Origin of the sequence: Parabacteroides timonensis (genome assembly GCF_900128505.1) — a bacterium.
Lineage (GTDB): Bacteria > Bacteroidota > Bacteroidia > Bacteroidales > Tannerellaceae > Parabacteroides > Parabacteroides timonensis.
The window spans coordinates 164,091-187,391 of sequence record NZ_LT669941.1; the positions used below are offsets into that span (position 1 = coordinate 164,091).

General features: G+C 44.0%; 15 protein-coding genes. 5 read left to right on the forward strand and 10 right to left on the reverse strand.

What is annotated here, in order from left to right; all coding sequences use genetic code 11:
- The first annotated feature begins 67 nt into the window (after positions 1-67).
- The 4 genes from BQ7394_RS08250 (at position 68) to BQ7394_RS08265 (ending at position 8,165) form a co-directional block, all read left to right on the forward strand.
- Entirely contained in the window at positions 68-718 is a 651-nt protein-coding gene (locus tag BQ7394_RS08250) for a hypothetical protein (RefSeq protein WP_075557015.1), read from the forward strand.
- 259 nt (positions 719-977) lie between these two features.
- Positions 978-4,145: a SusC/RagA family TonB-linked outer membrane protein gene (locus BQ7394_RS08255; RefSeq protein WP_075557016.1), complete on the forward strand. Its 3,168-nt coding sequence runs from the start codon at positions 978-980 to the stop codon at positions 4,143-4,145.
- 152 nt (positions 4,146-4,297) lie between these two features.
- The gene (locus BQ7394_RS08260; protein ID WP_075557017.1) at positions 4,298-6,217 is read left to right on the forward strand and encodes a SusD/RagB family nutrient-binding outer membrane lipoprotein; all 1,920 of its coding nucleotides are present in this window, start codon (positions 4,298-4,300) and stop codon (positions 6,215-6,217) included.
- Positions 6,218-6,578: 361 nt separating this feature from the next.
- On the forward strand, positions 6,579-8,165 hold the full coding sequence (locus BQ7394_RS08265) for a carboxylase (RefSeq protein ID WP_075557018.1): 1,587 nt from the start codon (positions 6,579-6,581) through the stop codon (positions 8,163-8,165).
- 97 nt (positions 8,166-8,262) lie between these two features.
- Here BQ7394_RS08265 and BQ7394_RS08270 read toward each other — a convergent pair whose 3' ends face one another.
- From BQ7394_RS08270 to BQ7394_RS08315, 10 genes are all read right to left on the reverse strand, one after another.
- Entirely contained in the window at positions 8,263-9,942 is a 1,680-nt protein-coding gene (locus BQ7394_RS08270; protein WP_075557019.1) for a sodium:solute symporter, read from the reverse strand.
- A 31-nt stretch (positions 9,943-9,973) separates the two neighbouring features.
- Positions 9,974-10,405 carry a ribose 5-phosphate isomerase B gene (gene rpiB / locus BQ7394_RS08275; RefSeq protein WP_075557020.1) on the reverse strand — a complete coding sequence of 144 codons (432 nt, stop codon included), beginning with the start codon at positions 10,403-10,405 and terminating at the stop codon, positions 9,974-9,976.
- Positions 10,406-10,465: 60 nt separating this feature from the next.
- The gene (locus BQ7394_RS08280; protein ID WP_075557021.1) at positions 10,466-12,493 is read right to left on the reverse strand and encodes a transketolase family protein; all 2,028 of its coding nucleotides are present in this window, start codon (positions 12,491-12,493) and stop codon (positions 10,466-10,468) included.
- A gap of 61 nt (positions 12,494-12,554) precedes the next feature.
- Entirely contained in the window at positions 12,555-14,231 is a 1,677-nt protein-coding gene (locus BQ7394_RS08285) for a ribulokinase (protein ID WP_075557022.1), read from the reverse strand.
- Between the two features lie 3 nt (positions 14,232-14,234).
- Positions 14,235-15,743 (reverse strand): L-arabinose isomerase, encoded by a 1,509-nt coding sequence (gene araA / locus BQ7394_RS08290; RefSeq protein WP_075557023.1) that lies wholly within the window; start codon positions 15,741-15,743, stop codon positions 14,235-14,237.
- Between the two features lie 35 nt (positions 15,744-15,778).
- Complete coding sequence (gene araD / locus BQ7394_RS08295; protein WP_075557024.1) at positions 15,779-16,465, reverse strand: L-ribulose-5-phosphate 4-epimerase; 687 nt, start codon at positions 16,463-16,465, stop codon at positions 15,779-15,781.
- Between the two features lie 208 nt (positions 16,466-16,673).
- Positions 16,674-17,366, reverse strand: a complete 693-nt coding sequence (locus BQ7394_RS08300) for an NUDIX hydrolase (protein ID WP_075557025.1) — start codon at positions 17,364-17,366, stop codon at positions 16,674-16,676.
- 26 nt (positions 17,367-17,392) lie between these two features.
- Positions 17,393-18,538, reverse strand: coding sequence for a galactokinase (gene galK, locus BQ7394_RS08305; protein WP_075559930.1), 1,146 nt, complete (start codon positions 18,536-18,538; stop codon positions 17,393-17,395).
- 99 nt (positions 18,539-18,637) lie between these two features.
- Positions 18,638-19,921, reverse strand: coding sequence for an MFS transporter (locus tag BQ7394_RS08310; protein WP_075557026.1), 1,284 nt, complete (start codon positions 19,919-19,921; stop codon positions 18,638-18,640).
- 38 nt (positions 19,922-19,959) lie between these two features.
- Positions 19,960-21,036: an aldose epimerase family protein gene (locus BQ7394_RS08315; protein WP_075557027.1), complete on the reverse strand. Its 1,077-nt coding sequence runs from the start codon at positions 21,034-21,036 to the stop codon at positions 19,960-19,962.
- A 190-nt stretch (positions 21,037-21,226) separates the two neighbouring features.
- On the opposite strand from BQ7394_RS08315, the gene BQ7394_RS08320 reads away from it, so the two are divergent.
- Positions 21,227-23,179: an alpha-L-arabinofuranosidase C-terminal domain-containing protein gene (locus BQ7394_RS08320; protein ID WP_075557028.1), complete on the forward strand. Its 1,953-nt coding sequence runs from the start codon at positions 21,227-21,229 to the stop codon at positions 23,177-23,179.
- Positions 23,180-23,301: the final 122 nt, after the last annotated feature.

A 23,301-nucleotide genomic window follows, 5' to 3' on the forward strand; every position in this document is an offset into this window, starting at 1 on the left:
AGTTATATAATTAAGAGAGGGAAGGGTGTCATACATTCTTCCCTCTTAACCTTTTAATAATACAGATATGAAACATCTAATTGCATCGATAATTTTATTGGGGGTACTGGTTTGTCAGGCTGGCGGCAGTGGATATGCACAGAAGAAGTCTATTTATTTGCTCAATGATTTCACCCAAGGTACTGTGTTAATGAAAAATGGAGCTAAAACGAGCGCTTTATTAAATTACGATGGTAGCAACCGAAAAATGAAGTACAAGCAGCAGGATGAAACAATGATCCTGACTAATACACAGGAAGTGGATACGATATTTATTGCTTCACATAAATTCATTCCTTACAATCGTAGCTTTCTGGAGGTAATAGAAATGCCTAATGGGAATCTTTATGTTAACTGGTTGCTGAGGGAACTTTATAAAGGAAGAACCGGTGCTTATGGGTATGCAAATCAAAGTACGACAACTACTTCAATCAATACCAGTTATTATAACAAAAATTATTATAAAGTAGAAAATCCGGATATAATGGAAAATATCAACGAGAATGATTATTGGCTTTTCCGTGATAACAAGCCTGTTAAATTTCGTAATGAGAAATCTCTGTTAAAACTTTTTCCTGGTAAAGAAGAGTCGATTAAGAAGTATATAAAAGAACATAATGTTAATATGAAAAATCCGCAACAGGTAATTGAATTGACAAATTATTGTATGGGTTTATAAGTATGTATCTTTTCTTTTCTATTTGTAAGTATATCTAAAAAAATATTATTGTGATAGGCAGGGGATGTGTGAACTGGTAATTCTATATCCCCTGAATTATTTCTTTTCCGTTTATTCCATAAATATCTGATAAGACACATTGTTTTTTTTTTACAGTGTTAATCTTGCAACAACGCCTGTTTTTTTCTGTTTCAATTAGCAAATGACGTTGGTTTATGCCAAACACATTTGTCTAATAAATTAAACAAAAAACATCAGTATGTTGAAAAGATTCAAATCTGTCAGCATGATTCTGCTCGCGGGGGCGTTGGGTTTCACCGGAAACGCCTATGCTAATCCGGAGGCCGGGAATCCTGCTATTGACATTTCCCAACAGGATACGAAAGTTACGGGAGTAGTTGAAGATGAGTTCGGACCCGTAGCAGGGGCTTCTGTTGTAATAAAAGGAACCACTAACGGTACGATGACCGATATGGACGGTCACTTCACTCTCGAAGGCGTAAAGAAGGGAGATATTATCCAAATCTCTTTTATTGGTTTTGCCACACAAGATATTCCTTACACCGGACAGACCACTCTGAATGTAAAAATGCAGGAAGATGCGCAGAAACTGGATGAGGTCGTTGTTACGGCATTGGGTATGAAGCGCGACAAGAAAGCATTAGGTTATGCTATGCAGGAGTTGAAAGGTGACGAACTGTTATCTTCTCGCGAACCCAATCTCGCCAATTCATTATCTGGTAAAGTTTCCGGTTTGCAGATTGTCCGTTCCAGTAACGGGGTAGGAGGATCATCCAAGATCGTGCTTCGTGGTAACAGTTCCCTGACAGGTAGTAACCAACCACTTATCGTAGTAGATGGTACTCCGATGGATAACTTCACCGGTGGGGTAGATGATGTATGGGGTAACTCCGGTGCCGATATGGGTAACGGACTCTCGGATATCAACCCCGAAGATATAGAGTCGATGACGGTATTGAAGGGCGCTTCGGCTGCTGCCTTGTACGGATCGCGTGCCGGTAACGGTGTGATCCTGATCACTACCAAGTCCGGAAAGAAGAATGAAGGCTTGGGAATTACGGTAAATGCCGGTATCACTACCGAGTCGATTTTCCTGAAACCTCATTTGCAGAACGACTTCGGTCAAGGTTCGGTCGGTGCGTACGATAACCAGTCGCGTCTTAGCTGGGGACCGAAAGCGGAAGGACAGATGGTCACCGACTGGCTGGGCCGTCAGGTTCCTTTGCAGACCTATGATAATATAGATGCCTTCTTCCGCACCGGTACTTCCTTCAACGAAGGCGTCAGTTTCCAGCAGAATATAAAGGGGACTTCCATCTTTACCTCGATCAACCGTTCGGATGATGCCGGTATCACTCCTGAGTCGAAGCTGAACAAGACCAATATCACTATGCGTGCAACCACTTTCCTGGATGAAGCCGAGAAATGGAAGATCGATGCCAAGGTGAACTACATTAATATGAATGCCCACAACCGTCCGATCCAGGGTGTCAATCCTTCGAATGCTTTCAATACGATCTATAACCTGCCACGTTCGTTGAATGTGAAAGAGTTTAAGAATAGTGTCGACGAAGAAGGCAATATGATTTGGTGGGATGCTTCCAAGAATCCACAGGAAAACCCGTACTGGGTGACTAAATACAGACAAAACAACGATACCCGTAATCGTTTATTGGGTAACATTGCTTTGAAATATGCGCCGACCAATTGGTTCGATATCGAACTCCGCGGCGGTACCGACTATTATACTACTACCAAGAACGAAAAAGTGTACGCCGGAGGTAACACGTCTCCCCGTGGTTTGTATAACGAAGGTTCTGAAACGTTCTACGAAAACAATTACAGCTTCCTGGCTACAGCCCGTAAGGATAACCTCCTGGATCGCCTGGGTGGTTTCGTTACTTTCGGTGGTAACCTGATGATGCAGAAACGTACGAAAATGAATGCTTCAGCAGGCGAATTGCTTGTTCCGAACCTTTTCTCCCTGAACAATGGTATAAATAAGCCGACCGTTACTTCCGAACTGATCCGCCGTAAGATGAACTCTCTTTACGGGTCATTGCAATTGAACTGGGATGGTTATCTGTTTCTGGATGTAACGGCCCGTAACGACTGGTCGTCTACCATGTCGAAAGCTAACCGTTCTTATTTCTATCCTTCGGTAAGTTTGTCGGCAGTGATCTCCGATATGCTTCCTAAAATAGGAAGTTCGATGCCCGAATGGTTTACCTTTGCCAAGGTAAGAGCTTCTTATGCAGAGGTTGGTAACGACCTTGATCCGTATCAGTTGTATAATAACTTCACGGTTGGAAAAGATGAAAATGGTAATACGACAGCCGCTCCGGGAAATGTGTTGTTCGACTCGAGTGTCCGTAGTGAGTTGATCAAGTCCTGGGAAGCCGGTTTCGATGTACGTTTCTTCAATAATCGTTTAGGTTTGGATGCAGCCTGGTATAAGACAAATGCCACCCGCCAGTTATTGAACCTGCCGATGGACCCGTTCTCCGGTTATAGTTCCCGTAAAGTGAATGCCGGTAATATTCAGAATGAAGGGGTTGAAGTTTCTCTAAACGGTTCGATACTTGACAATCCGAAAGGACTGAGCTGGAATGCAACAGCACAATTCTCCCTGAACCGTAATAAAATCATCGACCTTTATCCGGGTGTCAGCCTGTATGATATCAAAACACTCGATGCGATCCAGATCGTAGCCGTGCAGGGTAGTTACTATGGTGATATTTACGGTCAAACTTTCCAGCGTGTAGAAGATAAGAATAGTCCTTACTATGGTAGACAAATTGTAGGGGAGGACGGACTTCCTCTGATCACGACCGGCAAATCGAAAGTGGGTAACCAAAGTCCTGACTGGATGCTCGGTCTTACCAACAATTTTGCCTACAAAGGTTTCAACCTGAGTTTCCTGATCGATTTCCGCATTGGTGGTGATCTTTATTCGGCAACAGCTTCCAACCTGTATGCTCGTGGTAATGCAGCCGGAACAGTTGTGAACGGTGGCCGTGAAAACTTTGTCGTACCGAACTCAGTCGTTCAGACTCCTGATGGATATAAAGAAAATAATGTCGCCGTGACTCCGCAGAATTACTGGGAACGTATCGGTTCGACCGGTAACTATGGCTTGCCGGAAATGTACACCTATGATGCAACAAATATCCGTCTGCGTAATATCACGCTCGGATACGATTTTAACCGGGCAATATTAAAGAGTACACCATTTCAGCGTTTGCGTCTGTCGGCAACATGTAATAATGTATGGATGATCCATTATAACCTGCCGGGTATCGACCCTGAGTCAGTATCGGCAACGAATACAAATGCTACCGGGTTTGAAAATGGAGCAGCTCCGACCAGCCGGTCGTTTACGTTTAATGTGACGGTAGGGTTTTAATACATTTCCTTTTGAATTTGTTTAGACACCCTAAACGCTTCTGTTTGGAGATCGCAAACACTCCTGTTTGGACATCATAAACACTGCTGTTGTGACATCATAAACAAATTTAAAGCTGATAAGTAGAAATAACAATAAAGAAATAAAGTAAGATGAATACAAAAAATATATTATTAGCCGGTCTATTCTCAATAGCTGCCTTGCTGTCTTCCTGCTCTGATTTCGAAGAGATCAATGAAGATCCAAACCAGGTGGGAGAGAGTAAGGTGAAGCCCGAATGGTTTCTCAATGCCTCCATTATCGGCGCACAGATGAACCCGGAAATTGCCGAACGTATCTTTATTGCCGAATGGAACCGTGCTTCACGCTTCAATCGCGGAAGTGGTTTCACGATCGGTACCGATAATAACGACTACATCACGCTCTATCTGAGCAACTCTTATGCTGTAAGTTGGCTAAACAAAGCCACTAAAGCAATCGAGTTGGGTGAAAAGAAAGTGGCTGAAGGTGAAGCTGAACAGTATCCTTATTATAAGAATGTCATCCAGATGGCCCGTATCTGGCGTGCCTATCTGAATTCGGAAGTATCCGACGGTTTCGGACCGATTCCTGCCCTGTCTGCCTTCACCGGTGTTCCGGCTGAGTATGATAGCGTAGAAACGATTTATGGATTTATCCTGAAAGAATTGAAAGAGGCTGAGGCTGCTCTCGATCCATCTATCGATATGTCGGACATGGCAAACGAAGATGCTTTCTATGCCGGGAATATCAATGAATGGAAGAAGTATGCGAACTCCCTGCGTATGCGTTTCGCTATGCGTATCTCCGGTATTTCGCCCGCTCTGGCAAAGACAGAGTTTGAAGATGCGGCAAGTAAGACTTTTATCTCTACACTCGATGATATGGCTGCCGTACAGGAAAAAGACGGGTGGGGTGATCTGACCGGTGTTATGTCGCGTACATGGAATGCACAAGCAATGTCGGTAACATTCAAGAATCTGGTAGTCGGTCTGGGTAATACTGAGTTCCCGGTACCCGACTCTTTGAAAAGTCACCTGAAAGATCCTCATACCTACATGGGATTATACCTGAGTAAACATTTCCCGCTGAACACAAACGATCCATGTGCCGGATTCTACTTTGATGGTATACCTCAGTATGTCGATCCACGTGCCCCGAAACTGTTCAGCGTAGTGGGATGGAATGATGGCGTAGTCTATTCCGACTATATCGGTGCCGCCAACAGCGTAGTACCTGTGAATCTGATGGATCCAAGCGATAATTCCAAACCAATGCTTACCATCGATCCGAAATATACCTGGGGAACCTGGGTTGCCGGAGAATGGAATGACCTGACCGGTCTGGTCAGCGAACTGACGGGAAAAAATTACAATTACCCTTCTATGGCTAAACAGTATCGTATGAGTACGATGAAACGTGTGTTCTTCGGTCCGTGGGAAAGTTATTTCTTGATGGCAGAAGCAGCAGTTAAGGGGTGGACTGTTCCGGGAACAGCAAAGTCGAATTACGAAAATGGTATCACTGCCAGCTTCCAGTATCATGGCATAGTAAGCGAAGTTGGTAAATATCTGGCTTCTACCGATTATAACCGTGTAGGTACTTCCGTTAGTTTCGATCATACAACCGAAGCACAGCCTTATACCGTCAATTATGTAGATCCGTATACAAAAGAAAATAAGACGATGACTTATACTTATCCGAAGAATTCGATCTATCGTGGCGGTTCTTATAATAACGATGCATTGACAAAGATCATCACCCAAAAATATATCGCACAGGTACCCTGGTTACCCGAAGAAGCATGGAGCGATCATCGTCGTCTTGGCTTACCGTTCTTTGAAAATCAGGCAGTTGAAAAAGACTATAACCCATTGAATCAGGTTCCTCTGACGATGGCAACCGCTAAAGAATGTCGCCTGGATTTCTACCCGAAACGCTACCGTTATCCGGCCAATATCCAGACCAACAATCAGGAAGGTTACCAAAAAGCATTAGAGTTGTTAGGAGGACCTGATCTGACGACAACATCTTTATGGTGGAATCTAAAATAGAAAAAATGTGGATCTTTTTTATGAGGCAGCGCCTCATGTCGTAGGCTCTATTTTGCCGTCTGCTTCAGCTGACGGATAGATGCTCCGGCAAAGCCGGGTTCCTCTGTGGGTTTTTAACCCCTTTCATATAGGAAGAAAGCTTTGGTTAATAAAGGGGCTTAAGCCCACAAAGGAAGAGGCTTTGCCTCCTGATTATTAAACCGTCAGCTGAAGCAGACGGTAAAATAGAGCCTGCGGCATGGGGTAAGCCCCATTAAAGACAAGGATACAAACGGGCTCACATTTGACAATATCCGAACCAAACCTTAAACGCCAATGTTTTATATATAAAGTATGACAACCATCTTAAACAAAAAGAATTATGGCACATAAACTATTCATCCGTGACGTAACGCTTCGTGACGGTCAGCAATCCTCTTTTGCAACACGCATGTCACAACAGCAAATCGACCGTGTACTTCCTTTCTATAAAAATGTAGGTTTCTATGCTATGGAAGTATGGGGAGGAGCCGTACCGGACACCATTATGCGTTATCTGAATGAGAACCCATGGGAACGGTTGGAGAAGATCAAGGCTGTCGTGGGTAAATCCACCAAACTTGCCGCCCTTTGCCGGGGACGTGATTTGTTTGGCTACAATCCCTATCCGGATGCTGTTGTAAAAAGTCTTTGCCGTAATACGATTGAGGCGGGTATCGACATTATGCGCATTTTCGATGCCATGAACGATATTGACAATATGAAATCAGCAATTAAATATACTGACCGATATGGAGGAATGGTGGATTGTGCAGTTTGTTATTCAATAGATCCCCATCATTCGGCATTAGAGCGTATCGAAGCCGCCTTGCACGGTCATCCATTGCATAAACCGGTCTTTACCAACGATTATTTCTTGTCAAAAGCACAACAGATGGAGCATATCACAGCCGATATCATTACTCTTGAAGATGCTAACGGACTGATTACTCCGCGAAAGACTGGTGAACTCGTCCGCCTCTTTAAGAAGGAACTGAAAGCCCCGATCGATTTCCATACCCGTTGTACAGCCGGTTACGGCCTTGCATCTATGCTCTCTGCTATCGTCAACGGCGTAGATATTGTAGATACCAATATCTGGTATTTTGCCGGAGGTTATTCCGCCCCCGCCATCGAATTGATCTACGTGTTCTGTAAGAAGATGGGAATAGAACTGGAGATCGATATGGAAGCTATCGCCCGCATCAACTCCGAATTATTAAAGATACGTAAAGAGTTAAAAGGCTACGACGCTTCAAGAGAATTACCCAACCCCTTCGATCCGCTGACTGATAAATTACCTACCGAGATCGACCGTTTTTTCAACGATGCCATCGATGCCGCTCGTAAAGATAAAGAAGAAGACGTGTTGATTTTCTGCCATGCCATTGAGGAATATTTCAACTTCCCATCCCCCGATGAGATTGTACAGAAATCGCAGATACCGGCCAGCATGTTCAATCAAATCGTAGCCCAGCTAAAACAGCAAGGTCATCCCGAGCTTTTAGAGAAAACTATGATGCTGATCCCACGGATACGGATGGATGCCGGTCTTCCTCCATTAGTTACTCCTGTAAACAGAGTGATAGCTTCCCAGGCTGTATCGAGTGCATTGTGCGAAATGAACGGACAACCAATATACAGCAAACCTGTTTATCCTTTCGTCTCCCTGGTACGCGGTGAGTATGGAAAGACTCCGCTTCCTATCGATCCCGAATTTCGCTTTCAGATAACAGGTGATAGAGAAGAGTATTTCTACGACGCCTCCGATTACGAAATGGAAGAAAACCCCTTCATCGAAGAACTGGGTATATTGGTAGCCGAAAATGAGAAAGAAGTCTTATTACTCGAACTTTTCCCCATGGTAGCTCGCAACTTCCTGACAAAACGAAAGAAAGACAAGTTCCGGGATAGTATGCCTTTAGCTTGATGATAGATAAGTAACAATAAAATAGCCGATACTGTCTGTTTTTATAACAGTATCGGCCATATTAAGAGAATGCAAAGCGTTATATGATAGGTTTTTATTACCAGAAATAGATATAGAATGCCACTGTGATCAAGAGAATAATGCAAGAATGTATTACATCCCATTTATTCCAGCTGGCACGGGTCGCTGCTCGTTGTTCCGGAGTAGAAGAACCAAATGTGAGTCCTTGTATCTGAGCTTCCGGTGCAGCTGGGGTGAACTTACTGATGATAGCAATTGCGGCTAGACAGAATACCAGCATACCGCCACAGAAGAACAACCAGTTCGTATCGAAGAACAAAGCTTTGAACCAACTGTCGCCGGCATCGATGCCAGCCGTTGTATAATAAACCTTTGCCCCAAGGCGGGTAATACCAATAATGAAACCGATAATCAGTCCCCACATACCTCCCAGCGGAGTAGTCCGTTTAGACAGGATACCCAATAGGAATGCCGCTGCGATACCCGGTGCCAGTACAGATTGTACGTCCTGCAGATAGTTATACAATACCGATCCTACACTCTTCATCACCGGTATCCAGAGAATACCCAGGACAACGACAACAACTGTTGCTATACGTCCTACATAAAGCAATGTTTTTTCACTGGCTTCCGGTTTGTATTTCTTATAGAAGTCGATCGTGAACAACATGGCTGATGAGTTGAACAGAGAAGCTAACGAACTCATTAAAGCAGCCAGAATACCACACACTACTAATCCTTTAAATCCGGCAGGCAACAATTGAGCAACCAATGAAGGGAAAGCTGCATCGGCTGTACTCATTGTGAAAGGAACGCCATTGATGGTCACCCCGTTCTTCTGCATGGCAAAAGCAATCATACCCGGGATAAGGAATAGGAATACCGGAGTTAGTTTCAAGTAAGCACCGAAGATAGTACCACGACGAGCCTGTTGCTCATTTTTACCTGATAATACGCGTTGAACGATGAACTGGTCGGTACACCAGTACCAGAAACCGATGATCGAAGAACCGATCAAAGCTCCCAGCCAGGGGAAATCCGGGTCGCGGTTGTCACGGATCAGATTCACCATCGTATCTCCGTATTCGTTAGCCGGGGTCAGGCTACAAGCTGCCAGGACCTGATCCCATCCGCCAACGGCTTTTAATCCAAGTACAAGAATTACCAAGGAGCCCAGAAGTAAAATAGGAGTTTGTAATACAGAGGTGTAAAGAACCGATTTCATACCTCCTACAACTGTATAAAGGGCTGTCAGTACAACCAATCCGATAGCTGCGATCCAGAAGAAATCGATTCCCCAGAGTTCCTGGATACCGAATACTTCTTTAAACACCAGACCTCCGGCATATACCGTAACGGCCACCTTGGTCAGTACATAACTGACCAGCGAGATAAGCGAGAGGATGGTGCGTGATTCTTTGTTATAACGTTTCTCAAGAAATTCGGGCATGGTCAATACCATACTTCGTTCGTAGAAAGGTACGAATACCCAACCGAGGATAAGGATCATCCACCCCTGGATTTCCCAGTGTGCCATCGCCATACCGCTGGAAGCTCCTGCTCCGGCAAGGCCGATAAGGTGTTCTGAACCGATGTTTGATGCGAAAATGGAAGCTCCGATCGCTAGCCAAGTGGCATCACGACCTGCAAGGAAGTAGTCGCCGGAGCTGTCTTGTTTTTGTTTAAATACCCATACAATAATCCCAATTAGAGCTAAAGCGAATAGCCCTATTACAATATAATCTAATGTTACCATAATAGTGTCTTACATGATATACCCGTTGTTTTTACAACGGGATTTTGTCAATTCTGCGTATGTGCCGACCACCTTCGAACGGGGTGTTCAGAAAGGTTTCGACAGTGTGAGTGGCTTCCTCTTGACTGATAAATCTACCGGGCATGACAAGTATATTGGCATCGTTATGCTCGCGAGCTAGTTTCGCGATATCTTCCTGCCAGCACAATGCGGCCCGTATTCCCTGGTGTTTGTTTAAAGTCATTGCAATACCGTTTCCTGATCCGCAAATAGCTATTCCGGGATATACTTCCCCAGCTTCTAATGCATAAGCCAACGGATGAGCGAAATCCGGATAATCACAACTTTCTGTTGAACAGGTTCCGAAATCTTTATAGGTTATCCCTTTAGAATCCAGTAATTGTTTTACAAACTCTTTTAATTCGTAACCTGCGTGGTCACAACATAAACCTAGTGTTTTCATCTTTATCTGTTAGAGGTTAATAAAAAGGGATATAGAGAATCCCTTTTTATTAATGGTTTCTTATGCTAATAATTCTTTTACCTGATTGTATACATTCTTTCCTGTGAAGCCCAATTTTTCGTCCAGAACCTTGTAAGGAGCGGAGAAGCCGAATGACTCGAGCCCCCATACCTTACCGTTTGCTCCAACCAATCCTTCCAGATTGACAGGCAGACCGGCTGTCAGACCAAATACTTTACTTCCTGTAGGAATAACAGATTCCTGGTATTCCTTGCTCTGGTTGCGGAACAACCCTTCGGAAGGAACGGATACGACGCGAACCTTTACGCCATCGGCACGAAGCAATGCAGCTCCTTCTTCCAACGTAGAGACTTCCGAACCGGAAGCTACCAGAATAACATCTGGGTTTGCGTCGCTTTCTACAATATAGGCACCCTTTTCAGCCTGCAAAGCTTCGTCGTAACGATTTTCTTTGGCGGGCAGGTCAGTAATGTTCTGACGGGAAAGAATCAAAGCGGTAGGAGTGGCTGTGTTTTCCATAGCCATCTTCCATGCAACGGTCGTTTCGATGACATCGGCCGGACGGAGAACCAGCATAGAGTTGTGTCCCTTATGGTTCTTCAGTTTTTCCATCAGGCGGATCTGTGCTTCCTGTTCAACCGGTTCGTGAGTAGGTCCGTCTTCACCAACACGGAAAGCATCGTGCGACCAGATAAACTTAACCGGTTGCTCCATCAATGCTGCCATACGAATTGCAGGCTTCATATAATCGGAGAATACGAAGAAAGTACCGCAAGCTACGATCACGCCACCGTGTAATGACATACCGATACATACACAAGCCATGGTCAGTTCCGAAACACCGGCCTGGAAGAAGGCACCACTGAAATCACCTTTTCTGAATGAATGTGTTTTCTTCAGGAAACCGTCGGTCTTATCCGAGTTGGAAAGGTCGGCAGAAGAACATACCATATTTTCAACCTTTGTTGCCAATACGCCTAATACTGTGGCGGAAGCGGCACGAGTTGCCTGGTTTGCTTTCTGTTCGATAGCTGCCCAGTCCAGTTCCGGAGCTTTACCTGAGAACCAGAATGCCATCTTTTCAGCCAGTTCTGGATTTGCTTTAGCCCATACTTCTTTAGCGGCATAACGTTCGGCTACGATAGCTTCCAGTTCTTTTGCACGTTTTGCATATAGTTCGGCAACATCCGTGAATACGGCGAACGGATTCTTTGGATCACCTCCCAGGTTCTTGATTGTCTCTTCGATAGATGCACCGGCTGCAGACAGAGGCTGACCGTGAGTGGATACTTTATTTTCGTAACTACTGTCGTCGGCTCCGCGGGCACCTTTACCCATAATGGTATTACCGATGATCAAAGTAGGACGGTTGGCTTCTGCTTTTGCTTCATCCAGTGCCTTACGGATTTCATTTACGTCATTTCCGTTGATGCTGATTACTTTCCATCCCCATGCTTCGTACTTCATGGCAACATTTTCAGCTGTTACTTCTTCTACGGTGGTAGAAAGCTGGATGTTGTTGGAGTCGTAAAACATGATCAGGTTATCGAGTCCGAGTGTTCCGGCAACACGTCCGGCACCTTGCGAGATCTCTTCCTGGATGCCACCATCGGATATATATGCATAAATAGTCTGGTTCATTACATCTCCCAGGCGGGCTTTCAGGAACTTGGCGGCAATAGCAGCACCCACTGCGTATGTGTGGCCTTGTCCCAGCGGACCTGAAGTATTTTCGATACCCCGCTTGATGTCTACTTCAGGATGACCCGGAGTAGGGCTTCCCCACTGGCGGAACTGTGACAGTTCTTCCATGGTGAATTTGCCAGTAAGAGCGAGGGCTGAATAAAGCATGGGCGACATATGTCCCGGGTCCTGGAAGTAGCGATCCCTGCCTTCCCATTCCGGGTTCTTAGGATCATAGACCAAATACTCTGAGAATAGTACATTAATAAAATCTGCACCACCCATTGCACCACCCGGATGACCGGAATTAGCCTTTTCTACCATTGACGCTGCCAGGACGCGGATATTGTCCGCTGCTCTGTTCATTACTTTAATATCGTTCATTTTGATGAATTAGTTTAATTTTTGTACAAAGATAGGGAATCTCTTCATATAGACCGCCATATCATACAAACAATTCATTTTCTGTAAAGTTCCCTAACTTGCGATATTTCTCATAGAGAGCTAGATAGGCCTGGTGATTCTCGTGATTCGGATAATATTCTTTCGCGAATCCTTGTCCCATAGCTTGCTGAGCGTCTTCTATTTTAGCGTATACACCGGCAGCTACTGCGGCGAACATAGAGGCACCGAAGGCACAGGCTTGTTCTGCTTTGGCTACTTTGATCGGCATATTCAGTACGTCTGCCAACGTTTGCATGACGAACGGTGATTTCAGGGAGATACCACCAATACCGATCACACTTTCGATCTTGATACCGTTTTCCAGGAAGCGGTCTACAATAGCTTTCGATCCGAATGCGGTTGCTTCAACCAGTGCACGGAAGATAAGCGGAGCAGAGCTTGCCAGATTCAGGCCTGTTATCGTTCCTTTGACCAGTTGGCTGGCATCAGGTGTGCGGCGCCCGTTCATCCAGTCTACAGCTAGAATGGTACTTTCGCTTACCGGAACTTTGGCTGCTTCCTCGGAAAGAATGGGTATAATCTTACCGGCTGTTTCTTCAATCAGCTTAGCTTTTGTCTCTTCGTCGATCAGGCTACTTTTAGACAGGATATTTTCGACTGGCCATGCCAATACATTTTTGAACCAGGCATAGATATCGCCGAATCCGGATTGTCCGGCTTCCAGTCCGATCATACCGGGGATAACGGAACCATCTACCTGTCCGCAGATGCCGGGAACCAGTTTATCGCCCATCTCTTCATAAGAGGATACCATGATGTCACAGGTAGAAGTACCGATTACACGGACAAATGTGCGTGGAGTAATTTCAGCACCTACTGCACCCATATGGCAGTCGAATGCCCCTACGGCTACGGCTACATTGGTTGTTAGCCCCAGGCGTTTAGCCCATTCTTCTGTCAGGTGACCTATGGAAATGTCACTGGTATATGTCTTTTCAAACAGGTGACTGCGGAAACCGGCCAGTAGCGGTTCGAGTGTTGTCAGGAACTCTTCGGAAGGAAGACCATCCCATTTTTCTAACCACATAGCTTTGTGTCCGGCTGCACAACGACTGCGATACACTTCTTCCGGTTTGTTCTTTCCTGTGATCAGGGCCGGTAACCAGTCGCAATGTTCGATCCAGGCATAAGCCGCTTTGCGGATGCTTTCATCTTCACGAAGTACATGTGCCATCTTGGCCCATACCCATTCGGAGGAGTAAATACCTCCTTCATAGGCAGTATAATCGATGCCCCAGCGTTTTGCCAGTTCATTGATTTCTGCAGCTTCTTTAATCGCTGTATGGTCTTTCCAAAGTACGAACATGGCATTCGGATTTTCTGCAAACTCAGGCAGAAGGGCGAGGGGAGTACCTTCTTTATCTGTCAGGACGGGGGTACTACCCGTTGTATCGAAGGCAATACCCACTACTTTTTCAGCAGTACCTGCCGGACATTTAGCCAATGACTCTTTTATGGTAGTTTCCAGTCCTTCAATATAATCCAACGGATGCTGGCGGTAACGATTTTTGAGTGGATCGCAGTATTTGCCTTCCATCCAGCGCGAATAATATTTAACGGCGGAAGCTAACTCTTCACCTGTGGCTGCGTTTACGACTACGGCGCGACAAGAGTCGCTACCGTAATCCAAACCTATTACATATCTTTCGTTAGCCATGATTTAAGATTGTAAAGCGCGGTTCAACATATAATACAGGTCGTTGTACTGCAATTCTTTCTTGAAAGAGGAAATAGTTGTATCCTTGTCGATAACTACCATTTCGATACCGGCTATGTCGGCATAATCTTCCAGGTATTCTACAGTCAGGTCGTATGAGAAACTGGTGTGGTGTGTTCCACCGGCCAGAATCCAGGCAGCAGCTCCAATTTCGAGGTTGGGCTGTGGAATCCACAAAGCACTGGCTACCGGAAGTTTGGGAAGCGGCTTGCTCTTGATGCAGTCAACTTTATTTACGATGAGGCGGAAACGGTTGCCCATGTCTACGATGGTTGCAGCTACTCCTTCACCTGGTTTGCTGGTGAATACAAGGCGTGCTGTTTCGCTATCGATACCGATACTCAGGCGGTGTACTTCCAGTTTCGGCTTCTGTTCTGCGATAAGCGGACAGATTTCCAACATGTGAGCTTGCAGGATAGCACTCTGTTCGCCGTCGAAATTCAGGGTATAGTCTTCAAGGAAAGAACAACCTTTCGGCATACCTTGGCTCATGAACCACATGGTACGGAACAAAGCAGCAGTTTTCCAGTCACCTTCTGCGCCGAAACCATATCCTTCTGCCATCAGACGCTGTGAGGCCAGTCCGGGAATCTGATCAAAATTACCCAGGTCGTCGAAATTGGTGGTAAATGCTTTGGCTCCTTTCTCTTTCAGGATACGACGGATAGCGATTTCTGCTTTAGCTGAATTCCAAATCTTTGTATAGGCTTCTGTTTTTTCATCTTCCAATTCGGGAGCGTGATCGTACTCTGCAAAATATTGCTGAACGAGTGCACGTGTGTCTTTGTCATCTACTGCATTGTAGTATTCCATAACGTCATTGATTGGGCAATAGTCGACGTGATAACCTAACTTTAGTTCGGCTTCTACCTTGTCGCCATCTGTCACGGCTACATTGTTCATCTGGTCGCCAAAGCGGATGATCAGCATATCCTGTGCATCTGCCCATGCAGCAGCAACGCGCATCCATACAGCGATACGAGCCTGTGCTTTTTCATCTTGCCAGTGACCGACTACCACTTTGCGGTTTTTACGCATGCGGCTTACCATATGGCCGAATTCGCGATCACCGTGGGCGGATTGGTTCAGGTTCATGAAGTCCATATCCATGGTTTCCCAGGGAATTTCTTTGTTGAACTGTGTGTGGAAATGCAATAACGGTTTTTTCAGCTCCTGTAATCCGTGTATCCACATTTTAGCCGGAGAGAAAGTGTGCATCCAGGTGATGACACCTACGCACTTATCGTCGTTGTTGGCAGCTTTGAAAGCAGCAGTAACTTCTTTGGCAGAGTTAACAGTGCCTTTGTAGACTACTTTGATGGGAAGGTTTCCGGAATCATTCAATCCCTTTACCATTTCATTGGAATGTGCATCCACTTGTACGACTGCGTCGCCTCCGTACAGAAGCTGGGCTCCTGTAACGAACCATACTTCTAAATCTTTAAAATTCATGGTTTGTTGATTTAATAGTTATAATGATTGATTGTTTATTTTTGTCCGTAGTAAGCATTAGGACCGTGTTTACGGTAAAAATGCTTAGTTATCAGATGTTTGTTCATTGTAAGTCCGGGATTGATGCCATAGGAGATATAAGCCATCTTGGCTACCTGTTCCATTACGACCGCATTATGTACGGCGTCATCGGCATTCTTTCCCCAGGAAAACGGACCGTGGTTCTCAACCAGTACCCCAGGTATGTGAACCGGATTTAAATTGTTAAATCGTTCAACGATCACATTTCCGGTTTCTTTTTCATATTCACCTTCAATCTCTTGCTGTGTCATCTGGCGTGTACAAGGGATTGCATCACTGAAATAGTCAGCATGCGTTGTGCCTATATTAGGAATGTCCCGTCCGGCCTGTGCCCAGGATGTTGCGTAGGTGGAATGTGTATGTACGATGCCTCCGATTTCTGGAAAGGCATTATATAATACTAAATGAGTAGGAGTGTCAGACGACGGTTTTAGAGTTCCCTCCAGAATATTACCCTGTAAATCGAGAACAACCATATCACTGGTTTTCATTGTTTCATAAGAAACCCCAGATGGTTTGATCACAACCAAACCTTTTTCGCGGTCAATTGCGCTCACATTTCCCCAGGTAAAAATGACTAATCCATGTTTTACCAGATCTAAGTTAGCTTTGAAAACCTTTTCTTTTAATTCTTCAACCATTACCGTTATTGTTTTGTGGTTTATTATATACTTAATATATAGTTTGTATATAATAATAAGTATAGATATATACACTTATTATTGATGGTGTAAAAGTAACACCTTATTCGGATAATGGTACAAAAAAAGCTATGTTTTAAAACATAGCTTGTGACTTTTTAAGAGTATACTTAACAAGTAAAGGGAAAAATATTTCTATTCTTCTTTATTATAAGGAGAAATAGAATCCTTGGTCAAGCAACCGATCATATTTTTCTTTGTTGAACATATAATAGAAAGCGCCTCTTTTGGAACTTTTTTTGTCTTTCTCGTCAAGTTTCTCAAGGATATCCATAGAGTTGAGTTTCTTGCGGAAATTACGTTTATCCAGTGGAGTCTGGTAAATAGCTTCATACAAACTTTGAAGCTGGGGTAGGGTGAATTTCTCAGGAAGAAGATTAAAACCGACCGGACGGGTAGCAGCTTTTCTCTTCAGGCGAGCCAGCGTGTCGGTAATCATTTGGTTATGGTCAAAGATCAGATTGGGTACTTCGCTGAGCTTTGTCCATTCGGCATTATGTTCTTTCAATAATTCCGGGTTGAAGTCATTCATATTGACTAATGAATAGTATGCTACGGAGATAACCCGTTCCCCTAAGTCGCGGGTAACATCTCCGTAGGCACCTACCTGTTCCATAAAAAGATTATCGATACCGGAGCATTCGGTAAGTACGCGTGAAGCCGCTTCGCCGATGCTTTCGCCGGATTTGATAAAACCGCCCATCAGAGACCACTGTCCTTGTAGTGGCTCAAAATTCCGTTTGTAAAGTAAAACATTGAGTTCACTATTATTAAACCCCAGGATGATACAATCTACTGAAACAAAAAATTTGACTTCGTTCTGATAAAATGCGGCTGTCATGATTTTATGGATATTGAATTAATTTATTAAGCGAGTTTGCGTGCACCGTCGCTGATTACTACTTCGTATACTTTAGGTTCGTGACCGAATTTCTTTGTATAAGAATCGAAAGCTTCTTTGATAAATGCATCATGCAATTCGTCTTTTACAAGGTTGATAGTACAACCTCCGAAGCCACCACCCATTACACGTGAACCTGTTACGCCACATTTCTTGGCAACATCGTTCAGGAAGTCCAACTCTTCGCAGCTTACTTCGTATAGCTTGCTCATTCCATGATGAGTTTCATACATTTTCAGACCTACAGTTTCGTAGTCACCTTTTTCCAAAGCTTCGCAAACGTCGAGTACGCGCTGTACTTCTTCGATCACGTATTCGGCACGCATATAATCTTCTGCGCTGATATCGCCTTTCACTTCGTTCAGCATGTCCATTGTTGCGTCACGCAGGAATTCTACTTCTGGGTGATTGCGACGGATGGCAGCTGCTGCATTTTCACAAGACTGGCGACGTTTGTTATAAGCAGAAGATGCCAGTTCGTGTTTTACAACAGAGTCCAGCAAAACCAGTTTATAACCAACCGGATTGAATGGGAAATATTTATATTCTAAAGAACGGCAATCTAAACGAATTAAGCTTCCTTCTTTACCGAATACGGAAGCGAACTGGTCCATAATACCGCAGTTAACACCACAATAGTTGTGTTCTGTAGATTGACCGATCTTAGCTAATTCGAATTTGTCAATGCCTAGAGAGAAAAGATCATTCAATGCGAATGCGTAAGTGCTTTCTAAAGCGGCAGATGAAGACATTCCGGCACCCAGAGGTACATCACCGGCAAATACAGTATCGAATCCCTGGATTTGACCGCCACGTTTGATGATCTCACGGCATACACCGAAAATGTATCTAGCCCAGCTTGCTTTTGGTGCATCTTCTTCGTTCAATCCGAATTCAGCATAGTCATTCAGGTCGATAGAGAATGCGCGAACTTTACCTGTGCCGTTCGGCTTGATCTCTGCGATCATACCTTTGTCGATAGCACCAGGAAATACGAAACCGCCATTATAGTCTGTGTGTTCACCGATCAGGTTAATACGACCAGGAGAAGCATATACACTACCTTCTGTATTAAATAACTCTTGAAATTTATCTCTGATTTTTTTCTGCATGATATTATTACTTTTAAAGGTTATATAAAAGATGAAGAAATTATCCGACCACAAATATAGTTAGATAATTTCTTCAATCATAAATTTTACACTTATTTTTTATTTAACAGGAATATCTGTATTTACATTTTTACATCCGATCAATGCATAGAACAACAGGTAAGCCAAGGCAATGATAATTACTACGAAACTTGCCATAAATCCAACAGAGTCGGATACTGCACCCTGAAGTAATGGTAACAAACCACCACCGCAAACCAATACCATAAAGAGACCGGAAGCAGCTTCTGTATATTTACCCAAACCTTCAACTGCCAGGTTAAAAATGCCACCCCACATGATAGAAGTACAAAGTCCGCAAAGCGCAAAGAACATGATGCTGATAGGAACCTGTGCCATACCGAATGAGATATCGCTCATAAATACCGGCATACTTACGTGTGTTGTAATCGGGCAGACGAATGCTAAAGCGATAAAAATTAGTCCTAAGGTAGAAGCAAAAGTAAGCATTTGTTTACTTGAGAACTTAGCACCCAGTGATGCACCTACTAAACGGCCGATCAACATAAGGAACCAGTAAGTACCTACAACAGATCCTGCGATAGTAGAGTCGATAGCCAGACCACCGCCAGCTTCCGGAGTCATCATAAACAGACCTGCGAAGTGAGGGATACCAACTTCAATACCAACATATACGAAAATAGCCAAAGCGCCCAGTTTGAAGTGACGGAATGATAAAGGACTGTGAGTATCTTTCACATCTTTCTTAGCAATAGACAAGTTCGGTTCCGGAATGTTCATGATGAACAATACCAGGAATGCAATAGCGAAGATAGCCATAGCGATATACAATGCCGGCAATGCTTTTGCAATCGTACGTTCTTCTACAACTGTACCCATCAGGTAACCAACCAATACAGGAACGATAGTAGCTGACAAAGAGTTCAGTGAACCACCCATCTGGATCAACTGATTACCTTTCTTACCACCACCACCTAATGTGTTCAACATCGGGTTAACTACTGTATTCAACATACACATAGAGAAGCCTGAAACGAATGCACCGGTTACATAAACGGCAAATCCCATTGTAGAGGAGAGAGCCTGAATACCTACACCTACGAAACCAACAACGATCGCGATCAATGCTGTTTTCTTATAACCGATCTTCTGTAATAACAGACCGGAAGGGATACCCATAAAGGCGTAAGCGATAAAGTTAGCAGCAAAACCCAGCGTAGCTTGCAAGTTAGTTGCTCCGAATTCGCTCTGCACAATTGCACCGAAAGGTGCCGGCAGACCGGTAACGAAAGAGATCATTGCGAATAATGCGAACATCATCGCAATGGGGAGTGCATAATTCTTCTTTTTTGTAGATTCCATTTCTTTTGATTATTTAGATTATTAATGAATCGAGTTTACTATTCAGCAGAGAACTTGTAGATCGTTTTGCTTTTGAATACTTCTCCCGGACGAAGAACTGTCGACGGGTATTCCGAATGATTAGGACTGTCGGGATAATGTTGTGTTTCCAGGCAGAGAGCAGCTCTTGCCGGATAGCGTTGTCCGTTCTTTCCTTCAAAATTGCCGGTCATCCAGTTTCCTGTATATAATTGTACGCCCGGTTCAGTAGTATAGGTTTCCATAATGATACCGGTTTTGGGAGATGAACAGCGGGCGCAGAATCCCAGTTCTCCCTGTTCTTTATTTAATATAAAGGTATGGTCGTAACCTCTTGCCCAGGTTAACTGGTCGATCGGCTCGTCGATACGCGCACCAACCAGATAGGGGGTACGGAAATCCATCGGTGTACCTTCCACTTTCTCCGGGACACCGAAAGGGATTGCTGTATCATCTGTCGGCAGATAATAGTCGGCGTTGATTGTCAGGGTATGATCTGCCACTGAAGGATCACCTGCTCCCGAAAGGTTGAAATAGGAGTGGTTGGTCAGATTCAGAACGGTAGGTTTGTCTGTTACTGCCTGATACATGATAACGACTTCATTGTCATTTGTCAGGTGATAAGTAACGGTGGTCTGAAGTGTTCCGGGGAAACCTTCTTCTCCGTCGACCGAAGTGTATTTCAGTTCAACGGTTTGATCGTCGGTCTGGTTCAGGTCCCAAACAACAGAATTGAATCCTTTAATTCCGCCATGAAGGCTGTTCGGGCCATTATTTATCGCCAGTTTATCGTACACAACACCATCCAGAGTGAATGTACCTTTGGCGATACGGTTTCCGTAACGTCCACAGATAGCTCCGAAATAGGGCTCTTCAGAGACCAGATATTCATCGAGGGAATTGTGTCCGGTGACTACATCGGTTAACTTGCCGGACCGATCCGGTACCATAAGCGATACAATTTTTGCACCGTAGTTGGTAATGGTAAGTTCTGCACCTTTTTTATTGGTCAGGATACATAGCATCGTCTCCTTTCCGTCTATAAGCTTGCTGAAGTTTGCTACAGTCAAGCCAGACAGCGTACTCTTGTTCTTCATGTATGTAATGTTATCAAAATTGCGTGTAAAATTAGCCTACTTCTTCGTAATGTAGACGCATGAAAAGATGTTATAGAGCATAAAATAGCTTTTTATCCACCAAATAGGTGTATTTGTCCACCTTATGTATGGGTAATTAGTGTATATTTGCAACTAAATAAATCTTTTATTTCACAGAAAAACACTTGATATGAGAAGAAGCATGAAAAACGCTATCTCCCTGTTCCTCTTAAGCATGGGGGTAAGCAGTCTGATGGCACAGACTAGTGAGTTCAAAATAGACGTGCAGCAAACGGGTGCGTCTATCCAATCCACCATGTACGGTATCTTTTTTGAAGATATCAACTTCGGAGCGGATGGAGGATTGTATGCAGAGTTGATTAAGAACCGTTCTTTTGAGTTTGAAAATCCTTTCGGGGGCTGGGTTCCTTTTGGAAATGTAACAGTACAGACCAAATCTCCTTGTTTTGACAAGAATCCGCATTATGTACGGCTTTCTTATAATAAAGAATTAACCGGTACCGGACTGGATAACGAAGGTTTTAAAGGTATTGGCATTAAGGCAGGGGAGAAGTATGACTTTTCTTTCTATGCCCGTACGGTAACTAACGGTCCGATCAAGTTTCGTATAAATCTGGTAAATAGTGGGCATGACATTTATGAAACAAAGGAAGTTGAGATAAACGGCAAAGATTGGAAAAAGTATTCCGTTGTCCTGACTCCTGAGGCAACAGAAGCCCATTCCCGTTTACGTATCACGATGCTTACACAGGGAACGGCTGATCTCGAACATATATCTTTATTTCCTCAGAAAACATTCAATAACCGTCCGAACGGTATGCGTGCCGATCTTGCACAGGCATTGAAAGATCTTAAACCGGGTGTATTCCGCTTCCCTGGAGGTTGTATCGTGGAAGGAACGAACCTGGCCACTCGTTATCAGTGGAAAAATACGGTTGGTCCGGTTGAAAACCGACCGATCAATATCAATCGTTGGAATTATACATTTCCTCATAAGAAGTTCTCCGATTATTATCAGTCTTATGGTTTAGGTTTCTTTGAATATTTCCAGTTGAGTGAGGATATCGGTGCCGAGCCACTTCCTGTATTGAACTGCGGTCTTTCTTGTCAGTATGAAAATGATGATCCGAAAGAAAACTGTCCGGTCGATAAATTGCAACCTTATATTGACGATGCACTTGACCTGATCGAGTTTGCCAACGGTCCTGTGACTTCTAAATGGGGAAAACTGCGTGCCGATATGGGACATCCGGTTCCTTTCAACCTGAAGTTTATAGCTATTGGTAATGAGCAGTGGGGTACTTTGTTTACCGAACGCCTGGAACCTTTCGTAAAGGCTATTCGTGCCAAATATCCGGATATCAAAGTTATTGGTAGTTCTGGTCCACAAGCGGAAGGGGAAGATTTCGACTTCTTGTGGCCTGAAATGAAGCGGATGAAAGTCGATTTGGTAGATGAACATTTTTACCGTTCTCCCGAATGGTTTCTGAATGGTGCCAAACGCTATGATTCATACGATCGTAATGGTCCTAAGGTTTTTGCTGGTGAATATGCCTGTCATCCGAACAATCGCGAGAATAGTTTCCTGACAGCATTGGCTGAGGCGGCTTTTATGACTGGTTTTGAGCGTAATGCGGATGTTGTACATATCTGTACTTATGCACCTCTGTTTGCCCATGTGGATGCCTGGCAATGGCGTCCGGATTTGATCTGGTTCGATAATCTTTCTTTGGTGAAGACACCTAATTATTATGTACAGCAACTTTACGGTCATAATGTCGGTACGAATGTTGTGCCTTTGACTATGCAGAACGAACCAGTTACTGGACAAAATGATCTGTATGCAACAGCAGCAGTCGATAAGAAGACAAATGAGTTGATCATTAAGATCGCCAATACTGGCATTCAAAACAGAAAAGTGAAACTGGATTTAAACGGCCTTTCCGGTGGAAAACATAAAGGTACAGTAACCGTACTTCACGCCTCTGACCTGGAAGCTAAAAATACGATCTGCAAACCGGACCAGGTAGTGCCTGTTGTTTCAGAAATTGAACTGGAAGCTCCGGCAGCAGAAGTAGTACTTCGCCCGTTAAGTTTCTCTGTTTATCGCATTGCGTTTTGATATTCCTATTTATATGGTGCAGGTTTCTTCGGATTCCTGTACCATAATTTGATTTGAATAACCTCCAATTAACCTGTCCTTTTTTTGTAAATGCCGATCTTTGTTGCGTACTTTGCGTAAAA